Below are 21,987 nucleotides of genomic sequence, written 5' to 3' on the forward strand. Positions count from 1 at the left end.
TTCAGCGCCGATGGTACTGCAGGGGGGACCCTGTGGGAGAGTAGGACGCCGCCGAACAATCTTTGTGGGAAAGCCCCGCACCGTATGGTGCGGGGCTTTTCTGCGTTCCGGGTCGGTGAGGGGATAGGTACTCGGTGGCGCATCACTCGGACCCCCGTACCGTCGCAACATCATGGGCGCCGGCGGTGCAGGCCATGGGCGGAGTTTGTTGTGCGCGTGGAAGCCACCGCAGTCCCTCACTATCCCTCGCCAGCTGCGGCTCAGCGGCTGACAGGGATCTGAGCACTGGCCGAGCGATGCCCGCTTCCCAACGTACGAGCGAGGGGTGATCCCCCTTGGTGGTGGAGGGGGACGGCGGGGGATTCGGGTGACCGGCTGTACGCAAGGCGCCTGCGAGTACGCGAGAGGCGTCTCTACAGCCGGCCGGTGGACTTCAGGGTGAGGTAGGCGTCGGCCAGGTCGGGGGCCAGGTGGTTCGGGGTGGCGTCGATGACGGTGATGCCCTGGCGGCGGAGGCGGTCTGCGGTGTGGCGGCGGGCGGCAATGGCCTGCTCTGCAGCTGCTGCGGCGTAGACGGCCTGGGGCGAGTGGCGGCCGGCGGCCATTTCCTCGATGCGGGGATCGGCTACGGCGGCGACGATGACTTCGTTGCGCTGGGTGAGGCTGGGCAGGACGGGCAGGAGGGCCTCTTCGACGGGGGCCGCGTCCAGACCGGTGAACAGGACGATCAAGGAACGGCGCGAGATGCGGCGGTGAATTTCGGCGGCCAGGCCGCGGGCGTCCGCCTCGACGAGTTCGGCTTCGAGGGGCGCAAGGGCGTCGGTCAGTGCCGGGAGAAGATCGCGGGCGGTGCGGCCCTGTACGGAGGCGCGGATGCGACGGTCGTAGGCGAGTAGATCGACGTGGTCGCCGGCACGTGCGGCTAGCGTGCCGAGCAGCAGGGCCGCGTCCATGGAGGCGTCGAGGCGGGGGATGTCGCCGATACGGGTGGCCGAGGTGCGGCCGGTCTCGAGGACGAGCAGGATGCGGCGGTCGCGTTCGGGGCGCCAGGTGCGGACGGCGAGGTCCTGTCGGCGGGCGGAGGCGCGCCAGTCGATGGAACGGGTGTCGTCGCCGGGGGTGTAGTCACGGAGGCTGTCGAACTCGGTTCCCTCACCACGTGTCAGGAGGCTGGTGCGGCCGTCGAGTTCGCGGAGCCGGGCGAGCTTGGCGGGGAGGTGCTTGCGGCTGGTGAAGGGCGGCAGGACGCGCAGGGTCCACGGGACGTGGTGACTACCCTGTCGCGCTGCCAGGCCGAGGGGGCCGTAGGAGCGGACGGTGACGCGTACGGCGTGGTGGTCGCCGCGACGGGTGGGGTGGAGGGTGGTGGTCAGTCGCCGGCGCTCGGCTGCGGGGATGCGGACATTGTGCCGGGAGGCGGCGATTTCCGAACCAGGGTGGAAGGAGCTCGGAGGCCAGGCATCGCGGACGTGTGCGCGCAGCGGACGGCGGCTCAGGTTGGTGAGGGTGAGGTGTGTGTGGGCTTCGCCTGTTAGTCGAACGGTTGTTTCACCGGTTCGGGTGAAACGGAGCGTTCGCACTGGCGCGGCGAGCGCTAGGTCGCACAAAATTGCTATCAGCAAGGCGAGTTGGACGATCGCGATGCCGAGCCAGCTGGGCAGCATGAAGCCGACGAACAGGGCTCCGAGTGCGGAGACGAGGGCGGTGCGTCCGGTGAGGGTCACGGTGTCGCCTCAGCGGGGGACGGGGAGATGTGCGAGTACGGCGTTGATCACGGAGTCTGCGGTGACTCCTTCCATCTCCGCTTCGGGGCGGAGCTGGATGCGGTGGCGCAGCGTGGGGAGAGCAAGGGCCTTCACGTCGTCAGGGGTGACATAGTCGCGGCCCGTGAGCCACGCCCAGGCCCGTGACGTGGAAAGCAGGGCGGTGGCGCCTCGAGGGGAGACGCCGAGGGAGAGCGAGGGGGATTCGCGAGTGGCACGGCAGATATCGACGATATAGCCGGTGACTTCGGGGGAGACCGAGGTCTTGGCGACGGCGGCTCGGGCCGCGTCGAGGTCGGCGACAGAAGCGACGGGGCGAAGTCCGGCGGCGTTCAGATCGCGGGGGCTGAAGCCGGCCGCGTGACGGGTGAGGATGTCTATCTCGTCCTGCCGGTCGGGGAGCGGGACCGTCAGCTTCAGGAGAAAGCGGTCGAGTTGGGCCTCGGGCAGCGGATAGGTGCCCTCGTACTCCACGGGGTTCTGCGTGGCGGCGACGAGGAACGGCTCGGGGAGGGGACGGGCTGTTCCGTCGACGGTGACCTGACGCTCTTCCATCGCCTCCAGCAGTGATGCCTGGGTCTTGGGTGGCGTCCGGTTGATCTCGTCGGCCAGCAGCAGATTGGTGAAGACGGGGCCCGGCTGGAAGGAGAACTCCGCGCTGCGGGCGTCGTAGACCAGTGAGCCCGTCACATCACTCGGCATCAGGTCCGGGGTGAACTGCACTCGCTTGGTGTCGAGTTCGAGGGAAGTCGACAGGGCGCGTACGAGAAGCGTCTTGGCGACGCCGGGTGCGCCTTCCAGGAGCACGTGACCGCGGCAGAGGAGGGCGACGACCAGCCCGGTGACGGCCGGGTCCTGGCCTACGACGGCCTTGGCTATCTCGGTGCGCAGGGCCTCGAGGGAGGTTCGGGCACTGTCAGCGGTCGGGGTGCTCACGGGGGGCGTGCCTCTCTTGGGAAACGATCGAGGATTCGAGTGCGTCGAGCTGGTCGGCCAGCTGCACCAGGGCCCGGTCGTCCGCGGGAACCGGGCCGAAGAGCAGGGGGTGCAGATCTTTCGCGGCGCCGGCGGCGGGGGTCAAGTGGGTGTGGAGAGCCGGGAGAAGGCGGTCAGGAGTGTGGGCGTGCGCGGGTGGTACGCCGAGGAGGGGGGCGAGCCGGGTGCGGGTTGCGGAGCGTAGGACGGTTGCGGCCCGGTCGCGGGCGTGGGCCTGTTCGTAGAGGCGCGCGTGGCCCTCGGTGGTCTCGGCGGCGGGGACGGATACGGGGAGGTTTTCGGGGACGAGAGGGCCGAGTCGGCGGGCGCGCCAGACGGCGGCGAGGCCGGCGGCGATGGTGAGTTGGAGCAGGGCCCAGCTCCAGCCGGAGGGAATGAGATCGAGGAAGCTGCGCTGGTCATGAGCCGATGACGGGTCGCTCACGGAGGGGAGGTACCAGATCAGATGGTGGTGGGCACCGAGGAGTTGAAGGGCGAGCGAGGCGTTGCCGTGCTCGGCGAGGTGTTGGTTGTAGAGGAAGTCGGCGGAGCCGAGGAGGACGGTGTCGCGGCCGTTGCCGGCGGCCGGCAGGTGCAGCAGGGTGGGCCGGCCGCTGACGGGGTAGCAGCGATCGGTGCGCTCGTCGGACGTGGTGTAGCGAAGGCCGCCGAGGAGCACGCTGCCGGCACGGTGTGCGTCGCGCAGGGAACAGGAGGGATTGCGCGGGGAGTTGCTGGTTGCGGGCTGGGCCTGGACGCCGGGGGCGAAGGACCAGAGGGAAGCAGAGCCGGGGGCGAGCAGGACGGTGCGCCCGGGGGTGCGAGCAGTTGCAGTGTGCAGGCCCGTCAGCTGTTCCTGCGTCAGGACGTCGGGGTCCGTGATGAGCAGGGTGGTGTCGGGGCCGGACGCGGCGGCGGCTTCCCCGGAGGTGGTCACGACCTGGAGGGAGACGCCCTGGCCGGCCAGGAGCCTGGCCAGCGCACGGCTGCCGGAGCGGTCCGCCGAGCGGGGGTCGAGCCGGCCGTGTTGTTCGCCGGACTGCAGGGCGGCGAGGATCACTCCGCTCATGACGAGCAGGAGCAGCGCGAGCAGGGGCCCTCGGGAGCGGGTCCACAGTCGGCGCGCGGTGAGGGAGGCCGCGGCGGTCTCCGGGGCGGCCGTGGTCATCCGCGGCTCCTGGTCGGGGTGGTGGCCAGGTCGGGCTTGGCCTGCTGGAGCTCGGTGTCGAGGGTGGCAAGGAAGGCGTATGCCTGTCCTGTGCCGGTGCGACCGCCGTATGTGACGTCGTCGAAGGTGCGGGCGGCGGCGCGGAGTTGGTCGGCGTACCGGGGAAGTGCCCGGCCGGCCTCGGTGGCGGCCTCGTCGGCGGTGCGGCCGGCGGCGGGGGTGAGCAGGGTGCGTTCCTCAAGGGAGAGGACGAGGGCGCGCATGCGGTCCTGGACGGCCTGGCTCCAGTGGCTCGCGGCGGCGTGCCGTTCGGAGGCCGCGCGGTGTTCGGCGGCGGTCCGGGGAGTGTCGGAGAAGAGCGCGCCGCTGGTGGTCGGGGTGCGGCGTACTGCGCCGAGGCGCAGCCGGAGGGCGACGGCCAGCAGCAGGACGAAGGCGGCGATGGCGAGGAGGCCGATCCAGCCGCCCGGTGTGGCGCCGGCGGCCGCGCCGAAGAGGTCGTCGACGCGGTCCCAGAGCCAGTCGAGGGCACGCTGGATCGGGTTGGGGTCGTGCTGGTGGTACCGGGGGTCGGACAGTTCGCGCTCGGCCGCCTCGCGGGCGGGGAGGCGCGGTGTCCGCACCGGTATGTCGTCGTCGGAGCGCGCTATGAGTGATCCGAGCGCGACCATGTTCCCCCCTGTTGTCACCGCATCAGCTTCCCGGTGCGGCGTCGGGACCGGCGTCGTCCGCAGTGCTGGCAGGGGCGGTCGGAGCGTGTGCGTTCGGTGCGTCGGCGTTCGGTGCGTCTGTCACCGGGGCGTCTGTGGCCGGTGCGTCGGTGGGGGCGTCGGCGCCGTATCCGGGGAGGCCGGCGGCGCGGGCCAGTTCGAGGTCGAGGGCCTCGCGGCGGATGCGCTGGTCCACGTAGAGGAGCGCGGTGACGCCGGCGCTGATCGGGAGGGTGATGGTGGAGCTGATCACGGCGCCGATGCCCAGCACGACCAGGAAGGACCAGCCGGTGTTGTCGCTGGTGCCGTTCGCCCAGTCCAGGATGCTCTCCCCGCCGATGACGAAGGCGACGATGGTGGCCGGGATCTGGATGATGAACTCGACGATGGCGACCAGGAGGTAGGCCAGCAGCTGGACGCCCAGCACCCGCCACCAGGAGCCGCGTACGAGCTTGGCCGAGCGCCGCATGGAGGCGATGATGCCCTGCTTCTCCAGCATCAGTGCGGGGGAGGCGAGGCTGTAGCGGACCCCCAGCCAGATGCCGACGGCGGCGGCGGCGAGGCCGCCGAACACGGTGAGAAGCAGGCCCAGGTCCAGCGTGGCGAAGGCGGTGACGAGGAGACCGGGTGTCAGGCCGACCGCGAAGACGGCCGTGATGAGGAGGGGCAGCAGCACCAGCAGGCCGAGGAGGCGCGGGAGCTGGCCGCGGGCGTCGCGCCAGGCTTCGCCGGCCGTCACGGAGCGGCCGAGGACGGCGCGGCTCACGATCATGGTGAGCAGTCCGGTGGCGATGATGGTGGCGAGGAGGCCGATCACCGAGGTAATGGCGGATCCGGCGAGCGAGTTCCCGGCCTGGCGCATCGTTTCGCGGACCGGCGGGGCGTTGTTGCTGGAGATCGTGGGTGCGCTGCCGGTGTTCCGGAACCACAGGCCGGTGACGATGGTGACGGCGGTTTGCGAGACGACGGCGACGATCAGCGATATGCCGAGCACGGTGCGCCAGTGGGCCCGCATGGTGGCGACCGCTCCGTCGAGTATCTCTCCGACGCCGAGCGGGCGGAGCGGGATGACGCCGGGCTTGGCCGCCGGAGGCACCGGGGACCAGCCCCACTGCGCCTGCGGGCCGGGGGCCGGGTGGCCGCCCCAGCCGGGCTGGCCGGTGCCGGACGAGGCGCGGACGCGGTCGCCGGCGCTGGACCGGCCGGGGTGGTCCCTGTGGCCGCTCTGGCCGGGGATGCCGGCGGGGGCCGACCACTGGCCGGCGGGCGGCTGTTGCTTGGACCAGTTCGGCGGGGTCGGCTGCTCGGCGGCGCCGGACTCGTCTTCCGTTCCGGGGGTCTGGAGGGGCTGCTCCGGTGTGCCGCGGCCCGGCTCGTCGGAGGGGGTGGATCCGGGCGAGGCCCAGCCCGGAGAGTTGTTCATCGTCGCTCCTTCTTGCTGCCGGCCCGCCGTGGCGGCCGGGGTCCGGGGTCCGCGGTGGCAGTCATCGTGTCATGGCGCCGCGCGTTGTGTACCCGGGCCCTGAGAGTGAGAGGACCTTCTGTTCGAGGGGCGGTCGGCGGCAGACTGAAGGGATGGCCGATCAGTACGAGGTATCCGAGGTGGGCGCTGGGACGCTCACGATCCCGTCGCTGCGCTGGGAGGAGTTGCCGGAGGGGCCCGTCCTGGTCCTCCTTGATCAGACCCGGCTGCCGGTGGAGGAGGTGGAGCTGGTCTGTACGGACGTGCCGGCACTGGTCGAGGCGATCCGGTCGCTGGCCGTGCGGGGGGCGCCGTTGCTGGGTATCGCGGGCGCCTATGGCGTGGCGCTGGCTGCGGTGCGGGGCTTCGACGTGGAAGAAGCGGTCGAAGTGCTGGCGCAGGCCCGGCCGACCGCGGTCAACCTGGGCTATGGCGTGCGGCGGGCGGCGAATGCGTACCGGGCGGCGGTGGCAGACGGCGCCGGAGTGCCGGAGGCCGCGGCTGCCGCGCTGGCCGAGGCGCGGGCCGTGCACGCGGAGGACATCGCGGCCAGTGCGCGGATGGCGGAGCACGGTCTGGCGTTGCTGGGCGAGCTGCTGCCGGGCGGCGGTCACCGGATTCTCACGCACTGCAACACGGGCGCGCTGGTGTCCGGGGGCGAGGGCACCGCCCTGGCGGTGGCGCTGGCGGCGCACCGGGCCGGTGAGCTGCGCCGGCTGTGGGTGGACGAAACGCGGCCGCTGTTGCAGGGGGCGCGGCTGACCGCCTACGAGGCGGCGCGGGCCGGGATGGCGTACACGGTGTTGTCGGACGGGGCCGCCGGGTCGCTGTTCGCCGGTGGTGAGGTGGATGCGGTGCTGATAGGCGCCGACCGGATCGCGGCGGACGGCTCGGTCGCCAACAAGGTGGGCAGCTATCCACTGGCGGTGCTGGCGCAGTACCACCGCGTTCCGTTCGTGGTGGTGGCGCCGACGAGCACGGTGGATCTGGAGACCGAGGAGGGCGCGGACATCGAGGTGGAGCAGCGGCCGGGGCAGGAAGTGACGGAGTTCTCGTTGCCCTCCGCGCAGGGTGCCGGGGCGGTCCCGGGGGCCGGTGTGCCGGTGGCGCCGTTGGGCGCACAGGCCTACAACCCGGCCTTCGACGTGACTCCGCCGGCGCTCGTGACGGCGATCGTGACGGAGGCCGGGGTGATCTCCCCGGTCACCCGGGACAGGCTGGCGGAGGTGTGTTCCACGTCACGATGGAGTAAGTCACGATCAGGTAATGGGATGATGGCCGAATGAAGGGACGCGTCCTGGTCGTCGACGACGACACCGCACTGGCAGAGATGCTCGGCATCGTGCTGCGTGGCGAAGGCTTTGAACCGTCGTTCGTGTCGGACGGTGACAAGGCCCTTGCCGCCTTCCGTGAGACCAAGCCGGATCTCGTCCTGCTCGACCTGATGCTGCCCGGACGGGACGGCATCGAGGTGTGCCGGCTGATCCGCGCGGAGTCCGGGGTGCCGATCGTCATGCTGACCGCCAAGAGCGACACGGTCGATGTGGTGGTCGGGCTCGAGTCGGGCGCGGACGACTACATCGTCAAGCCGTTCAAGCCCAAGGAGCTGGTGGCCCGGATCCGGGCGCGGCTGCGGCGTTCGGAGGAGCCGGCGCCCGAGCAGCTGGCGATCGGTGACCTGGTCATCGATGTGGCGGGCCACTCGGTGAAGCGCGACGGGCAGTCGATCGCACTGACCCCGCTGGAGTTCGATCTGCTGGTGGCGCTGGCGCGCAAGCCGTGGCAGGTGTTCACGCGTGAGGTGCTGCTGGAGCAGGTCTGGGGCTATCGGCACGCCGCGGACACCCGGCTGGTCAATGTCCATGTGCAGCGGTTGCGCTCGAAGGTCGAGCGGGATCCGGAGCGTCCGGAGATCGTGGTGACCGTGCGCGGGGTCGGCTACAAGGCTGGGCCCAGCTGAGATGGTCCGGGACGGTTCGGCCCCGGAGGGAAAGCGGGGGCGCACCGTCGGCGTGACGGGTGATATGTCCTTTTCGGGAAGATTGGTTGCTCGGTTGCTGCGCGGTGGCCAGCTGCTGCCCGACGGCGCGGTGAGCGGCCCGGTCCACCCGTTGCTGCGGCTCTTCAGTCGCTGGGTGCGGCGGCCGCTGCTGCCCGCCCTGCGACTGTGGCGGCGCAACATCCAGCTGCGCGTCGTGGCGACCACCCTGCTCATGTCCCTCGCCGTCGTGCTGCTGCTCGGCGTCGTGGTCGTCGGCCAGGTCCGTAACGGCCTGCTCACGGCCAAGGCGCAGGCGGCGCAGAGCCAGGCCGTGGGCGGCTTCAGCGTCGCCCAGAAGATGGCCGACGGCGCCGACGACACCCGTACCGACGACGCCGCCCGTACCGGCAATCGCGGCACCCAGGACTCCGCGACCTGGCTCACCGGCCTGGTGGAACAGCTCGCCAGCGGTGGCCAGGGCGTCTTCTCCGTGGTGGCGCTCAGCTCCGACTCCGACGAGCCGTTCGGCGACTCCAGCCCCGGCACCCGCGGGCCGCGCGCCTCCGGTGACGTCGATCCGGAGCGGAGCGTACCGGCCGAGCTGCGGCGGAAGCTGGACACCAAGGCCGGCACGTTCCGGCAGTACACCCAGATCAAGCGCATCGGGTCGGACGACGGCGTGCCGGCGCTGATCATCGGCAAGCGGCTCAATGACGTCAACAGCAACCAGTACCAGCTCTACTACCTCTTCCCGTTCAGCCAGGAAGAGGAGTCGCTCAAGCTGGTCACGGGCACGCTCGCGACGGCCGGCGTCTTCGTGGTGATCCTGCTCGGCGCGATCGCCTGGCTGGTGGTGCGGCAGGTCGTCACGCCCGTACGGATGGCCGCGGGCATCTCCGAGCGGCTGGCCGCCGGCCTCCTCCAGGAGCGGATGAAGGTCACCGGCGAGGACGACATCGCCCGGCTCGGCGAGTCCTTCAACAAGATGGCGCAGAACCTCCAGGTCAAGATCCAGCAGCTGGAGGAGCTGTCCCGGATGCAGCGCCGCTTCGTCTCCGACGTCTCGCACGAGCTGCGGACCCCGCTGACGACGGTGCGGATGGCGGCCGACGTCATCCACGACGCCCGCGACGAATTCGACCCCGCCACGGCACGCTCCGCCGAGCTGCTGTGGGGCCAGCTCGACCGCTTCGAGTCGCTGCTCGCCGAGCTGCTGGAGATCAGCCGGTTCGACGCCGGCGCGGCCGCCCTGGAGGCCGAGCCGATAGACCTGCGCGATGTGGTGCACCGCGTCATCGAGGGTGCCGAACCGCTCGCCGAGCGCAAGGGCTCCCGCATCGTGGTGCGCGGCGCCGAGCAGCCGGTGATCGCCGAGGCCGACCCCCGCCGGGTGGAGCGGGTGCTGCGCAATCTCGTCGTCAACGCCGTCGAACACGGCGAGGGCCGCGACGTCGTCGTACGGCTGGCGTCCGCGGGCAGCCGCAGTGGCGGCGCGGTGGCCGTCGCCGTGCGCGACTACGGCGTCGGCCTCAAGCCCGGCGAGGCCACCCGTGTCTTCAACCGCTTCTGGCGCGCCGACCCGGCCCGGGCCCGCACCACGGGCGGCACCGGGCTCGGCCTGTCCATCGCCGTCGAGGACGCCCGGCTGCACGGCGGCTGGCTCCAGGCATGGGGCGAGCCGGGCGGCGGTTCCCAGTTCCGGCTGACGCTGCCCCGTACGGCCGGTGAGCCGCTGCGCGGGTCACCGATCCCCCTGGAGCCGGAGGACTCCCGGCGCAACCTCGCCGGGCGGGCCGGCGCCGGACAGGCAGGTACCGGACAGACAGGTGCCGCGGCCGGCCAGAAGGCGTCCACGATCCCCGTCCAGGCGCGCGCCACGCAGCCGGGCGGCACGGCATCGTTCGCCCCCGCGTCGTCGGCGGCCCGGCCGACCGCCGACCCCACGGCGCTGCCCGGGGACGGGACCCGCGTGGTGCCGCAGAGCGGGGGCGCACGGAGCGAACGGGCGGCGCACGACGAGGACGCGCACATCGACGAAACGGTCCCCCGGGGCAGGGCCGAGCAGGACACCGGACGGGGTGGGGAACGGGAAGGCGGACGGCGTGGACACTGAGCGCGGAAACGAGCGCGGGGTGGGGCCCACGTCCCGGAAGCGCACCCGTCAGCAGCCGTCGAAGTCGAAGCCCACTCGTCCCAGGGCCCGTATGACAAGTGGGCCGGCGCGGAAGCTGGCACTGCTCGGGTGCGCGACGGTGCTGCTGGCCGGCTGTGCGTCCATGCCGGACAGCAGTGACGTCACGGCGGTCGACCAGTCGCCGCGCTCGGAGGGCGACTCGCAGGTCCGGGTCTACGGCGTGCCCCCACAGGACGGCGCCCAGCCCACCAACATCGTGCGCAGCTTCCTCGACGCGACGACCAGCGACGAGGCGGACTTCCGCACGGCCACCCAGTACCTGGCCAAGTCGGCGCGGCGTACCTGGCGGCCGTTCCAGGTCACCAAGGTGCTCCAGGAACGGCCGAAACCCGAACCGAAGGTGCAGCCCAACCGCGAGGACGCGAACGGCTACTCGGTCACGCTGTCGGGCAGCCAGGTGGCGACGGTGGACGACAACCACGCGTACACCCCCGAGGAGCGGCCGTACCGCCAGACGATCCACCTCATCAAGGAGGGGGGCCAGTGGCGGATCGACCGGCTGCCGGACGGAGTGGTGCTCGGGCTGTCCGACTTCCAGCGCATCTACCGCTCCGTCAACAAGTACTACTTCGCCTCCTACGAGTCGGAGTCGGAGGAGCCGAAGGCCAGCCGGGACGTGCTGGTCGCGGACCCGGTCTACCTGCGCCAGCGGATAAAGCCGATCACGGCCAGTGTGCAGGCGCTGCTGTCCGGACCCACCGACTGGCTGAACCAGGTGACGACCTCGGCGTTCCCGCCCGGCACCCGGCTCGCCGCGCATGACCTGGCGCTGGACGACTCCAACGGCCTGCGGGTCAAGCTCAGCAAGGAGGCGGTGAGCACCGACACCGCCCAGTGCAGGCGGATGGCGGCCCAGCTCTTCTTCACCGTCCAGGACATGACGCGCGCTTCGAAGATCAGCGAGGTCGAACTCCAGGACAACAACGGCAACTCGCTGTGCACGCTCTCCCAGGACCAGGCCGAACGCGACTTCGCGCCGACGCCGCTGACCGGGAGCTCCGCCAAGGAGTACTTCATCGACGCCGACCACAAGGTGGTCGCCATGTCGGACTCGGCGACCGAACCGACGCCGGTGCGCGGAGCGTTCGGCACCGGAAGGACCCCGCTGCGCTCGGTGGCCATCTCGCGCGGTGAGAACACCGCGGCGGGGGTGTCGAGCGACGGCCGGTACCTCTACGTGGCCGCCCTGGAGGACGGCATCGAACGTGGTGCGCCACTGATGACGAGCACCGGCTCGGCCAAGAACCCCGACGAGGGGCTGACCGCGCCGAGCTGGGACGGTCTGGGAGACCTGTGGGTCGCCGACCGCGATGCGCACGGCTCCCGGCTGCTGCGGATGCGAGAGGGCAAGGGCGACCCGGAGCGGGTGGCGGTGCCCGGCCTCGGCGGACGGCGGATCAAGGCGATCAAGGTGGCCGCGGACGGCATCCGGATCGCGATGCTCGTCGAGGACAAGGGACGCACCACGCTGCAGCTCGGCCGGGTCGAGCGCGGCGGCAGCTCGGCGCATCCCGTGCTGTCGGTGGAGGAACTGCGGCCGATCGCACCGCAGTTGGAGGACGTGGTGGCCGCCTCCTGGGCGGGCGGCAGCCGGCTGGTGGTCGTCGGCCGGGAGTCCGGCGGGGTGCAGCAGATGCAGTTCATGGAGACCGACGGTTCGGCCTCCGACGCGCAGACGCTTCCCGGGGTCAACGGCGTGAAGGCGGTGGCGGCCTCGGAGGACGAGGACCGACCGCTGATCGCCGACGCCACGGAGGGCATCGTGCGGCTGCCCACGGACGCGAACTGGAAGACCGTGGCGAAGGACGGGACGGCGCCGGTCTATCCCGGGTGACGGTGGCCCGGGCGCCTCATGCGTCCTCGGTGGCCGTCGGTGACCAGCGGCGTTCGTGCTGATCAGCTGCGGCCGGCGCCCCGCTCGTGGAGTTATCCACAGGGGTGGTGATCGCCGGTGGACCGCGGGACAGTGGATCCATGCAGGGGGTGTGGCGCGAACTGGCCGGCCTGGTGTTGCCGGTCGCCTGTGCGGGGTGTGGCCGACCACGTACGGAGCTGTGCGGCCGGTGCCGTCGGGCGCTGGGAAGGGACGGCCGAGGGGCACGGCGGGTGTGGCCGCGGCCGGTGCCGCCGGGGCTGCCCGGAGTGTGGGCGGGTGCGCCGTACGCCGATGAGGTCCGGGCGGTGCTGCTCGCGCACAAGGAGCGCGGGGCCCTGCGGCTGGCCGGGCCGCTGGGGTGGGTGCTGGCCGGGGCGGTGCGGGGGCTGTGGCACGGGGTCGAGCCGCTGCTGCTGGTGCCGGTGCCGTCGGCCCGCAGGTCCGTGGCGGGGCGAGGCCATGATCCGGTGCGCCGGATCGCCCTGGCGGCAGCCCGCGAAATGCGCCGGCCGGGGGCGGCGGCTGCTGCTGCGGCGGGGACGGGGGTGGGGGAGGGGGCGGGGGCCCCACCCGAGGAGCCGGGCGCCCGACCCGGAGTCCACGTCCTCCCCTCCCTCCGCCAGCTCCGCCCCGTGGCTGACCAGGCGGGGCTGAGTGGCCCGGAGCGGCGGTCGAATCTGGCCGGGGCCCTGGGGGTGCGGCGTGGGGCCGAGCGGCTGCTGAGCGGGCAGCCAGTGGTGCTGGTGGACGACCTGGTCACGACAGGGGCCACGCTGGCCGAGGCGGCCCGGGCGGTCACGGCGGCAGGTGGCCGGGTGATCGGCGCGGCGGTGGTGGCGGCGCCCACCAGCAGCTTCGGCACCGGCCGCAGGCCCCGTACCGACGGCCCCGGCACGGCCGGCGGCGGTCACGACACGGTCGGTGGCGGTTACGGCACGGTCCACGGGCGTTACGGCACCCCTGCCGGCCGTTCCGGCATCGCCGAGGCCCGGCCGGGTACGGCCGACCGCCGGACACGTTCAACTCGCAAGTAGGAACTTCAACCGGCAAGTAGTTGGGGAGAAAAAATCACTCAAACGGAGCCGAGGGCTGCGAGGGGGTGCCGACAACAGCCCAGGAGAGCTATGTTCGGTTGTGAGGACTTGGCGGACGTTTTGCCTCGGATGTCGCGATGGATGCGTTCAGGGGCGCTGGCGGCGACCCTGAAAAATGGGGGAGTGGAGATCGTGCCGTGTGGGGAGGAGGAGGTGAAAGTGCCAAGTCCGAGGCTTCGGCACCCACCGGAGCCTGGTGCAAGAAGGGATCGCCCCGCTTGCTGAGTGGTGCGATCCGGGAACGGAGTTCTGCGTGGACATCGTCGTCAAGGGCCGCAAGACCGAGGTGCCCGAGCGGTTCCGTAAGCACGTGGCCGAGAAGCTGAAGCTGGAGAAAGTCCAGAAGCTCGACGCCAAGGTGATCAGCCTGGACGTCGAGGTGTCCAAGGAGCACAACCCGCGGCAGGCCGACCGTTCCGACCGGGTGGAGATCACCCTTCGCTCCCGTGGCCCGGTGGTCCGGGCCGAGGCGGCCGCAGCCGATCCCTACGCCGCGCTGGACCTGGCGACCGCAAAGCTGGAGGCGCGCCTGCGCAAGCAGCACGACAAGCGCTTCTCACGCCGCGGCAACGGACGCATTCCGGCGAGTGAGGTCGCCGTCAGCGTCCCCGGCGTCGCGAGCCTCAACACCAACGGCGAACTCGCCACCGAAGCCGAAGAGTCGGTGCCGACCACGAGGATGGGACCGATCGACGTCCAGGGCGAAGGACCCCTGATCGTCCGCGAGAAGACCCACTCGGCCGCACCGATGTCGCTCGACCAGGCGCTCAACGAGATGGAATTGGTCGGACACGACTTCTATCTCTTCGTCGACGCCGACACCAAGCTGCCGAGTGTCGTCTACCGGCGGCACGCATACGACTATGGCGTCATCCACTTGAACCCCGATTCGTTCGGGGAGGAGGAGCCCGGCGGCGCAGGCGGCGCGCTGGGCGGCTGAACCCCACCCGCTCGGTGCCCCCGGCGTACGCCCGGGGGCACCATCGTGCCCGGAGATAGCAGGAGTTGAAGCCGTATAGTGTTTGTGCCAGCCAGGCAGTATGTGGGCACCAAACGGCGACATGCCGGGGAGACGGTCGTATGGCGTTGATCGGGCTGGCCGCAGGGGGCTGTTGTCAACCAGCCTTATTTCCAAGCTCTGGCCTTCCGGCCGAGTAGTTGACGGGGAGGATCCATGGGGGAAAGTTTCGGGCCCGTGCGCGGGGACGCGGACGACGACAGCGGAGTCGGGGGCGACGACGGCGCCGGCCGGCCCGTGAGCGTGCCGCGCAAGGAGCCGATCAGGGTCCTGGTGGTGGACGATCACGCGCTCTTCCGGCGGGGTCTGGAGATCGTGCTGGCCCAGGAAGAGGACATCCAGGTCGTCGGCGAGGCGGGGGACGGCGCGGAGGCGGTTGACAAGGCCGCCGATCTGCTGCCGGACATCGTGCTGATGGACGTACGGATGCCCAAACGCGGCGGTATCGAGGCGTGCACCTCCATCAAGGAGGTGGCCCCCAGCGCGAAGATCATCATGCTCACGATCAGTGACGAAGAGGCCGATCTCTACGACGCGATCAAGGCCGGCGCCACCGGCTACCTCCTCAAGGAGATCTCCACCGACGAGGTGGCGACCGCGATCCGCGCCGTCGCGGACGGCCAGTCGCAGATCAGCCCGTCGATGGCGTCGAAGCTCCTGACGGAGTTCAAGTCGATGATCCAGCGGACGGACGAGCGCCGGCTGGTGCCCGCGCCCCGGCTCACCGACCGTGAGCTGGAGGTCCTCAAGCTGGTCGCCACGGGCATGAACAACCGCGACATCGCCAAGGAACTCTTCATCTCCGAGAACACCGTGAAGAACCACGTCCGCAACATCCTGGAGAAGCTGCAGCTGCACTCCCGGATGGAGGCGGTGGTCTACGCGATGCGGGAGAAGATCCTCGAGATCCGTTGACCGGTCCGCCGACCGAGATCGGTTGACCGAGATCCGCTGACCGAGACCCGTGACCTAGAGCCGTCCGTCACCGGCCGGAGCCCTCGGTCGGTGACGGCCGACGGCGGTTCCGGTCGGCCTTCCGAGGGCGTCCGCTCCGGAGGGTCTCGGAAGGCGGAGAGACACGCTCTGCCAACACGCCCTGCCTTACTCCCCTGTGCTACTCCCCCCGCGCGTGAGCTCCGTGCGCAGGGCGGCGGCCAGCTGGGGGTCGTCGCAGCGGTCGACGCGTACGGCGTCGCAGCCGACCCAGGTCGCGGCCTCCTGCAGGGCCCGGGCCATGGGGGCGACGGCCTTGCGGTCGCGCATCGACACCTGGCGGGCGACGAGGGTGGTGCCCTCGCGGGCCGGGTCGACGCGGCCGACCAGCTGCCCGCCGGCCAGCAGGGGCATCGCGAAATAGCCGTGTATGCGCCGCGGGCGGGGGACGTACGCCTCCAGGCGGTGGGTGAAGCCGAAGATCCGCTCCGTGCGCGGCCGGTCCCAGATCAGGGAGTCGAACGGGGAGAGCAGGGTCGTACGGTGCCGGCCGCGCGGTGCGGTGGCGAGGGCGGCGGGATCGGCCCAGGCGGGCTTGGCCCAGCCTTCGACCTCGACCGGGACCAGCCCGGAGTCGGCGATCACCGCGTCGACCTGCTCGCCCTTCAGCCGGTGGTAGTCCGCCAGATCGGCGCGGGTGGCCACGCCCAGTGCCGCACCGGCCTGGGCGACCAGGCGGCGGAGGCATTCGGCGTCGTCGAGGTCGTCGTGCAGCAGCTCGGTGGGGACGGCGCGCTCGGCGAGGTCGTAGACGCGCTTCCAGGCGCGCCGCTCGGTGCAGACCACGTCGCCGGTGTCCAGCAGCCACTCGACGGCGATCTTGGTCTCGGACCAGTCCCACCACTCCCCGCCGTTGCGGCCGCCGCCCAGCTCGGACGTGGTCAGCGGGCCGTCGGCCGCGAGCCGGTCCAGGACGGCGGCGCAGGACCGCTCGGAGTCCTTCATGACGTGCCAGCGGTGGCCCTTGGCGCGCCGGGCGCGGCGACGGAAGGCGAAGTGCGGCCACTCCTCGATGGGCAGGATGCAGGCGGCGTGCGACCAGTATTCGAAGCTGTGGGGGCGGGCCGCGGGCGTGCCCCCGTCGGCGGTGCTCCAGTAGGCGGCCTCGACGGCGGGACGGCCGACGGCGCCGAGCCGGGCGTACGGCACGAGCTCGTGCGAGCGGGCCAGCACGGAGATCGTGTCGAGCTGCACCGCGCCCAGGTGGCGCAGCACACCGCGGACGCCCGCCCGGCGGTCAGGGGCGCCCAGGAGGCCCTGCGCCCGCAGCGCCAGGCGGCGGGCGTCGTCGTGGGAAAGGGCGGTCACGGGCTTCGGCCGGTGCGGTGGCTGTGTGGCGGCGGTCATGTTCGCACAGCGTAGGGGCGGGCACTGACAACGCCCGGGCGAAGCCTGTGACCTGCGGAGATACGGCGGGGCGCTCAGCGCGGGCAGGGCAGGTACGGCGTCGTGCCCGCCGCGGGACGGCCTCGCTCGCCGGTGTCCGCGGCTTCGGTCCCGTCGGCCGTGTCCGTTTCCCCGGCCAGGTCGTACGGGTGCCCGGTCAGGTCGTAGGGGAGCAGGGAGCCGATCCATACGTCCCGGCGGGTGCCCTCGTGCACCAGCTTGGCGCGGAGGGTGCCCTCCATGTGGAAGCCCAGTTTGCGGGCGACGGCGCGGGAGCCTTCGTTGCCGGCCTCCGCGAGCCACTCCATGCGCTCCACGCCCAGCTCGCCGAAGGCCCAGCGCAGCACCGCGCGGGCGGCCTCGACGGTGTAGCCGCGGCCGCGGTGTTCCTTGGCGGTCCAGTAGCCCAGTTCGGCCTGGCGTTCGGGAGCGCGCAACTGGGTGAGGCGGACCAGGCCCATCGAGCCGATCAGGGAGCCGTCGGCCCGGGAGACCACGGCGAAGGTGTAGGCGGTGTCGTCCCGCCAGCCCTCGGGGACGGCCGTCCCGACGAACTGCTCCGCGTCCCGGAGGCCGTAGGGTGAGGGCACGGCCGTCCAGCGCGGGATGTCGGGATCCTGGCAGGCGGCGTACACCGCGGGCGCGTCCGACGGCTCGAAGGGGCGCAGCACCAGACGCTCGGTCGTGAGGGTGACGGGCTTCATGATCTGAGTCTGCAAGTCCGCGCAAGGCGCCGCGAACGGTTTTCGCGTGATTCGCGGCACCTGCCCGGCACTTTCTCCGCGGCTCGTGCGTTCACGTGAGGAGGGGAAGGCGGGGTTCGCTGCGGCGGACCTCCCGGCCCGGCGGCGTCCTCCCTTACGATGGCCGTTGCGGCGGGGCCTGCCCCCTTGGAAAAATGCCGCGCCCGCGCACTCGACCGTGCAGGCCCGACCGGCAAGGAGACCAGCCCAAGTGTCCGTCTTGACGAAGATCATGCGTGCAGGCGAAGGAAAGATCCTGCGCAAACTGCACCGCATCGCGGGCCAGGTCAACTCCATCGAGGAGGACTTCGCGGCCCTCTCCGACGCCGAGCTGCGGGCGCTCACGGACGAGTACAAGGAGCGGTACGCCGACGGCGAGAGCCTCGACGACCTGCTCCCCGAGGCGTTCGCCACGGTCCGTGAGGCCGCCAAGCGCGTGCTCGGCCAGCGGCACTACGACGTCCAGCTGATGGGCGGCGCGGCCCTTCACCTGGGATACGTCGCCGAGATGAAGACCGGTGAGGGCAAGACCCTGGTCGGTACCCTCCCGGCGTATCTGAACGCGCTGTCCGGCAAGGGCGTCCACCTGATCACGGTCAACGACTACCTGGCCGAGCGTGACTCCGAGATGATGGGCCGGGTCCACAAGTTCCTGGGCCTGAGGGTCGGTTGCATCCTCGCCGACATGACGCCGGCCCAGCGCCGCGAGCAGTACAGCTGCGACATCACCTACGGCACGAACAACGAGTTCGGCTTCGACTACCTCCGCGACAACATGGCCTGGTCGCAGGACGAACTCGTCCAGCGCGGCCACAACTTCGCGATCGTCGACGAGGTCGACTCGATCCTCGTCGACGAGGCCCGTACCCCGCTGATCATCTCCGGCCCGGCGGACTCGGCCACCAAGTGGTACGGCGACTTCGCCAAGTTGGTGCAGCGCCTCAAGCGCGGCGAGGCGGCCAACCCGCAGCGCGGCGTCGAGGAGACCGGCGACTACGACGTCGACGAGAAGAAGCGGACCGTCGGCATCCACGAGTCCGGCGTCAGCAAGGTCGAGGACTGGCTGGGCATCGACAACCTCTACGAGTCGGTCAACACCCCGCTCGTCGGCTACCTCAACAACGCCATCAAGGCCAAGGAGCTCTTCAAGAACGACAAGGACTACGTCGTCATCGACGGCGAAGTCATGATCGTCGACGAGCACACCGGCCGTATCCTCGCCGGCCGCCGCTACAACGAGGGCATGCACCAGGCCATCGAGGCGAAGGAAGGCGTGGAGATCAAGGACGAGAACCAGACGCTCGCCACGATCACCCTGCAGAACTTCTTCCGCCTCTACGACAAGCTCTCCGGCATGACCGGTACGGCCATGACCGAGGCCGCCGAGTTCCACCAGATCTACAAGCTCGGCGTCGTCCCGATCCCGACCAACCGCCCGATGGTCCGCAAGGACCAGGCGGACCTGATCTACCGCACCGAGACCGCGAAGTTCGACGCGGTGGTCGAGGACATCGTCGAGAAGCACGGCAAGGGCCAGCCGATCCTGGTCGGCACGACGTCGGTGGAGAAGTCCGAGTACCTCTCCCAGCAGCTCAACAAGCGCGGTGTGCCGCACGAGGTCCTCAACGCCAAGCAGCACGACCGGGAGGCGTCGATCGTCGCCCAGGCCGGCCGCAAGGGCGCCGTCACGGTCGCCACGAACATGGCCGGCCGCGGTACGGACATCAAGCTCGGCGGCAACCCCGACACCCTCGCCGAGGCGGAGCTGCGCCAGATGGGGCTCGACCCGGTCGAGCACGTCGAGGAGTGGGCGGCCGCGCTGCCCGCCGCCCTGGAGCGCGCCGAGGCCGCGGTCAAGGCGGAGTTCGAGGAGGTCAAGGAGCTCGGCGGGCTGTACGTGCTCGGCACCGAGCGGCACGAGTCGCGCCGGATCGACAACCAGCTGCGCGGCCGCTCCGGCCGTCAGGGCGACCCGGGCGAGTCGCGGTTCTACCTCTCCCTCGGGGACGACCTGATGCGGCTGTTCAAGGCCCAGATGGTCGAGCGGGTCATGGCGATGGCCAACGTCCCCGACGACGTTCCGATCGAGAACAAGATGGTGACCCGGGCGATCGCCTCCGCCCAGTCGCAGGTCGAGCAGCAGAACTTCGAGACCCGCAAGAACGTCCTGAAGTACGACGAGGTGCTCAACCGCCAGCGCGAGGTCATCTACGGCGAGCGCCGCCGGGTCCTGGAGGGCGAGGACCTTCAGGACCAGATCAAGCACTTCATGGACGACACCATCGACGCCTACATCCAGGCGGAGACCGTCGAGGGCTTCGCGGAGGAGTGGGACCTGGACCGTCTGTGGGGCGCGTTCAAGCAGCTCTACCCGGTGAAGGTGACCGTCGAGGAGCTGGAGGAGGAGGCCGGCGACCGTGCGGGCCTGACCGCCGAGTTCATCGCCGACGCCGTCAAGGACGACATCCACGAGCAGTACGCCGCCCGCGAGGAGCAGCTCGGCTCGGACATCATGCGCGAGCTGGAGCGCCGGGTCGTGCTGTCGGTCCTGGACCGCAAGTGGCGTGAGCACCTCTACGAGATGGACTACCTCCAGGAGGGCATCGGCCTGCGGGCGATGGCCCAGAAGGACCCGCTGGTCGAGTACCAGCGCGAGGGCTTCGACATGTTCACCGCCATGATGGAGGGCATCAAGGAGGAGTCCGTCGGCTACCTGTTCAACCTGGAGGTCCAGGTCGAGCAGCAGGTCGAGGAGGTCCCGGTGGAGGAGGCCGCGGAGCTGCCCGCGCAGGAGGCGGTGCCCGCCGGTGCGGGGCGTCCCGAGATCCACGCCAAGGGGCTGGAGGCGCCGCAGCGCCCGGACCGGCTGCACTTCACCGCTCCCAAGGTGGACGGCGACGGCAGCGTCATCGAGGGCGACTTCATCAGCGACGAGGAGCCGGGCGCGCCGGCCCGTTCCGAGGCGGACGGGCTGACCCGCGCGGAGCGGCGCAAGGCTCAGAAGAGCGGCGGCCGACGCCGCAAGAAGTGAGTACGGGACGGTGACCGGGGCCGGGCGGAGCACGCCCGGCCCGGACCGTGCGGGGCGCCGGGTCATGACGCCGGGCCCGGGAGGGCGGGGGCGGGGCCGATGTCGAGGGCGGCGCAGCGCCAGCGGGAGTCGGCGCCCAGCTCCAGCCGGAAGGCCAGGGCGCGCAGCCGCTCGCCGGTGGTGATCCGGGCGAACGCCTCGATGACCCCGCGCCGCGGCCGGCACAGCCCGCACTCGCGGACCGTCGGCACGGGCCCGCGCCGCCCGGGCCCCAGGACGGGCCGCAGCGGCGCCTGTGGGGCGAGTTCCGCCAGCCGGTCGTAGGCGGCGGGCAGCGCATGCCCCAGCAGGGCGTGGACGGGCCGCTGCCCGCTGAGGGTGAGCACCAGCTGGTGGGCGAACCAGAGGTGCGGCCGGCTCTCCTGGGCCCGGCGCTGGGCCCCAACTGTGGGGAGCGGGACGGTCCGGGCCGGTCCGCGGCCGGCGGGGACGGGTCCGCGGCGCGTCGTGCCGGGGCGGTGCCCGCGCGACCCGGGGCCGCTGCCGGCCGGGCCGAGGGGCCCGCGGCCCGCGGGGTTCGACCGTCGGGGGCGGGGGACCGTCGGACCGGCCGGACCGGTCGGACCGCTGTCCCGTCCGCCGGCCGGCGCGGTGCCCGGTGGTGGCGGGGCCGCGTCTCCCGTCGCGCCGATTCCGCCGGTCCCGGAACCGCCCCCGGGCAGGACGTCGTCCCTGGCCCCCACGTCGTCTCCGGTCACGGTGTCGTCCCCGGTCACTGTGTTCCCCCTTCGTCCCCGGCCCGATTACTGGGCGGTAGCTTCTCGGTGGGGATCTTCGTATCGGCGGGGGCGGAGCGGCGGCAAGGCGCGGGAACCGGCCCGGTACGGGGGCGCGGGATTCACTCTTCCGTGGCGCGGGCCCGGCGCAGAGCCTTTGCGGGCCGCTCCCGGAGGGTGCCGGGCCGGGCCGGGGAGCGGCCGGCCGGGCGGCACGATGGGGGACTCCCGCCCGTATGCTGGCGGGACAGTCCCCCACACCGAGCGAAACGAGCGGAAGCGGCTGCCATGCGCGTCTATGTCCCCCTGACCCTCTCCGGTCTCGCAGAGGCGCACAAGAACGGTGAGCTGGGTACCGGCCCGCTGGCCGCGTTCGCCGTCACGCCGGCGCTGCGCGAGTGGTACGTCTCGGACGACCTGGAGGAGCTGGAGTACGCGGCGCTGAACCGCGCGGCCCAGGCGTCGCTGCGTCAGCTCGCCGGCGACCCGCAGGCCCCGCGGCGGCGGGTCGTGGTGGCCGTGGACGTGCCGGACGGCGCCGCGGTGCCGGACCCGGACCGCGGGCTCGACCCGTCGGCGCTCGGTGAGGTGCGGGTCCCCGGGCCGGTGCCGCTGTCGAAGGCCGCTGCCGTGCACGTCGACGCCACGGACGCCGAGGCGGACGTCGCGGCGGCCGCGGCGGCTCTGGGTGCGGCGGACATGGGCGACGACGACGCGCAGTTCACGGTGGACGGCGCCGAGGACCATGACCTGATGTGGTTCGGGGTGCAGGAGATCTCCCAGCTGATCGCCTGAGGCCGGAAGCGGCGGGGCGGGC

General features: G+C 71.6%; 17 protein-coding genes. 9 read left to right on the top strand and 8 right to left on the bottom strand.

The annotated features are described in order from the left end of the window. Positions 1-413: 413 nt before the first annotated feature. From IG62_RS0135205 to IG62_RS0135225, 5 genes are read right to left on the bottom strand one after another with little or no spacing between them, the layout of a single operon-like run. Positions 414-1,724 carry a DUF58 domain-containing protein gene (locus tag IG62_RS0135205; protein WP_030813205.1) on the bottom strand — a complete coding sequence of 437 codons (1,311 nt, stop codon included), beginning with the start codon at positions 1,722-1,724 and terminating at the stop codon, positions 414-416. A 9-nt stretch (positions 1,725-1,733) separates the two neighbouring features. Then, complete coding sequence (locus tag IG62_RS0135210; RefSeq protein ID WP_030813207.1) at positions 1,734-2,699, bottom strand: AAA family ATPase; 966 nt, start codon at positions 2,697-2,699, stop codon at positions 1,734-1,736. Beyond that, on the bottom strand, positions 2,680-3,906 hold the full coding sequence (locus tag IG62_RS0135215; RefSeq protein WP_030813212.1) for a DUF4350 domain-containing protein: 1,227 nt from the start codon (positions 3,904-3,906) through the stop codon (positions 2,680-2,682). Before IG62_RS0135215 ends, IG62_RS0135210 begins: the two co-directional genes overlap by 20 nt. Further along, the gene (locus IG62_RS0135220; protein WP_037840106.1) at positions 3,903-4,577 is read right to left on the bottom strand and encodes a DUF4129 domain-containing protein; all 675 of its coding nucleotides are present in this window, start codon (positions 4,575-4,577) and stop codon (positions 3,903-3,905) included. The genes IG62_RS0135215 and IG62_RS0135220 overlap by 4 nt, the downstream gene beginning before the upstream one ends. A gap of 22 nt (positions 4,578-4,599) precedes the next feature. Further along, entirely contained in the window at positions 4,600-6,039 is a 1,440-nt protein-coding gene (locus IG62_RS0135225; protein WP_234326872.1) for a DUF7544 domain-containing protein, read from the bottom strand. A 152-nt stretch (positions 6,040-6,191) separates the two neighbouring features. On the opposite strand from IG62_RS0135225, the gene mtnA reads away from it, so the two are divergent. From mtnA to IG62_RS0135260, 7 genes are all read left to right on the top strand, one after another. Continuing rightward, positions 6,192-7,364 (top strand): S-methyl-5-thioribose-1-phosphate isomerase, encoded by a 1,173-nt coding sequence (gene mtnA, locus IG62_RS0135230; protein ID WP_030813227.1) that lies wholly within the window; start codon positions 6,192-6,194, stop codon positions 7,362-7,364. Then, a complete protein-coding gene (gene mtrA / locus IG62_RS0135235; protein ID WP_030416996.1) occupies positions 7,361-8,038 on the top strand; it encodes a two-component system response regulator MtrA in 678 nt (225 codons plus the stop codon). Before mtnA ends, mtrA begins: the two co-directional genes overlap by 4 nt. A 1-nt stretch (position 8,039) precedes the next feature. Beyond that, complete coding sequence (gene mtrB / locus IG62_RS0135240) at positions 8,040-10,172, top strand: MtrAB system histidine kinase MtrB (protein ID WP_420711155.1); 2,133 nt, start codon at positions 8,040-8,042, stop codon at positions 10,170-10,172. A 91-nt stretch (positions 10,173-10,263) separates the two neighbouring features. After that, positions 10,264-12,087 carry an LpqB family beta-propeller domain-containing protein gene (locus IG62_RS0135245; RefSeq protein WP_030813233.1) on the top strand — a complete coding sequence of 608 codons (1,824 nt, stop codon included), beginning with the start codon at positions 10,264-10,266 and terminating at the stop codon, positions 12,085-12,087. Between the two features lie 272 nt (positions 12,088-12,359). Then, complete coding sequence (locus tag IG62_RS45585; protein ID WP_420711156.1) at positions 12,360-13,163, top strand: ComF family protein; 804 nt, start codon at positions 12,360-12,362, stop codon at positions 13,161-13,163. 313 nt (positions 13,164-13,476) lie between these two features. Next, positions 13,477-14,163: a ribosome hibernation-promoting factor, HPF/YfiA family gene (gene hpf, locus IG62_RS0135255; RefSeq protein WP_030813239.1), complete on the top strand. Its 687-nt coding sequence runs from the start codon at positions 13,477-13,479 to the stop codon at positions 14,161-14,163. Between the two features lie 234 nt (positions 14,164-14,397). Then, complete coding sequence (locus IG62_RS0135260; RefSeq protein WP_030416867.1) at positions 14,398-15,156, top strand: response regulator; 759 nt, start codon at positions 14,398-14,400, stop codon at positions 15,154-15,156. A 186-nt stretch (positions 15,157-15,342) separates the two neighbouring features. Here IG62_RS0135260 and IG62_RS0135265 read toward each other — a convergent pair whose 3' ends face one another. Both IG62_RS0135265 and IG62_RS0135270 read right to left on the bottom strand, forming a co-directional pair. Continuing rightward, entirely contained in the window at positions 15,343-16,581 is a 1,239-nt protein-coding gene (locus IG62_RS0135265) for a winged helix-turn-helix domain-containing protein (protein ID WP_051799046.1), read from the bottom strand. A gap of 74 nt (positions 16,582-16,655) precedes the next feature. Then, entirely contained in the window at positions 16,656-17,324 is a 669-nt protein-coding gene (locus IG62_RS0135270; RefSeq protein WP_078872445.1) for a GNAT family N-acetyltransferase, read from the bottom strand. 250 nt (positions 17,325-17,574) lie between these two features. Between IG62_RS0135270 and secA the strand changes: the two genes are divergently transcribed. Beyond that, on the top strand, positions 17,575-20,394 hold the full coding sequence (gene secA / locus IG62_RS0135275; RefSeq protein ID WP_030813248.1) for a preprotein translocase subunit SecA: 2,820 nt from the start codon (positions 17,575-17,577) through the stop codon (positions 20,392-20,394). A 62-nt stretch (positions 20,395-20,456) separates the two neighbouring features. On the opposite strand, the gene IG62_RS49255 is transcribed toward secA, so the two are convergent. After that, positions 20,457-21,170 carry an Rv3235 family protein gene (locus IG62_RS49255; protein ID WP_234326873.1) on the bottom strand — a complete coding sequence of 238 codons (714 nt, stop codon included), beginning with the start codon at positions 21,168-21,170 and terminating at the stop codon, positions 20,457-20,459. A 288-nt stretch (positions 21,171-21,458) separates the two neighbouring features. On the opposite strand from IG62_RS49255, the gene IG62_RS0135285 reads away from it, so the two are divergent. Then, positions 21,459-21,965, top strand: a complete 507-nt coding sequence (locus tag IG62_RS0135285; RefSeq protein ID WP_030813254.1) for a DUF6912 family protein — start codon at positions 21,459-21,461, stop codon at positions 21,963-21,965. The last annotated feature ends 22 nt before the right edge of the window (positions 21,966-21,987 follow it).

Source organism: Streptomyces sp. NRRL S-337 (assembly GCF_000720175.1).
Lineage (GTDB): Bacteria > Actinomycetota > Actinomycetes > Streptomycetales > Streptomycetaceae > Streptomyces > Streptomyces siderophoricus.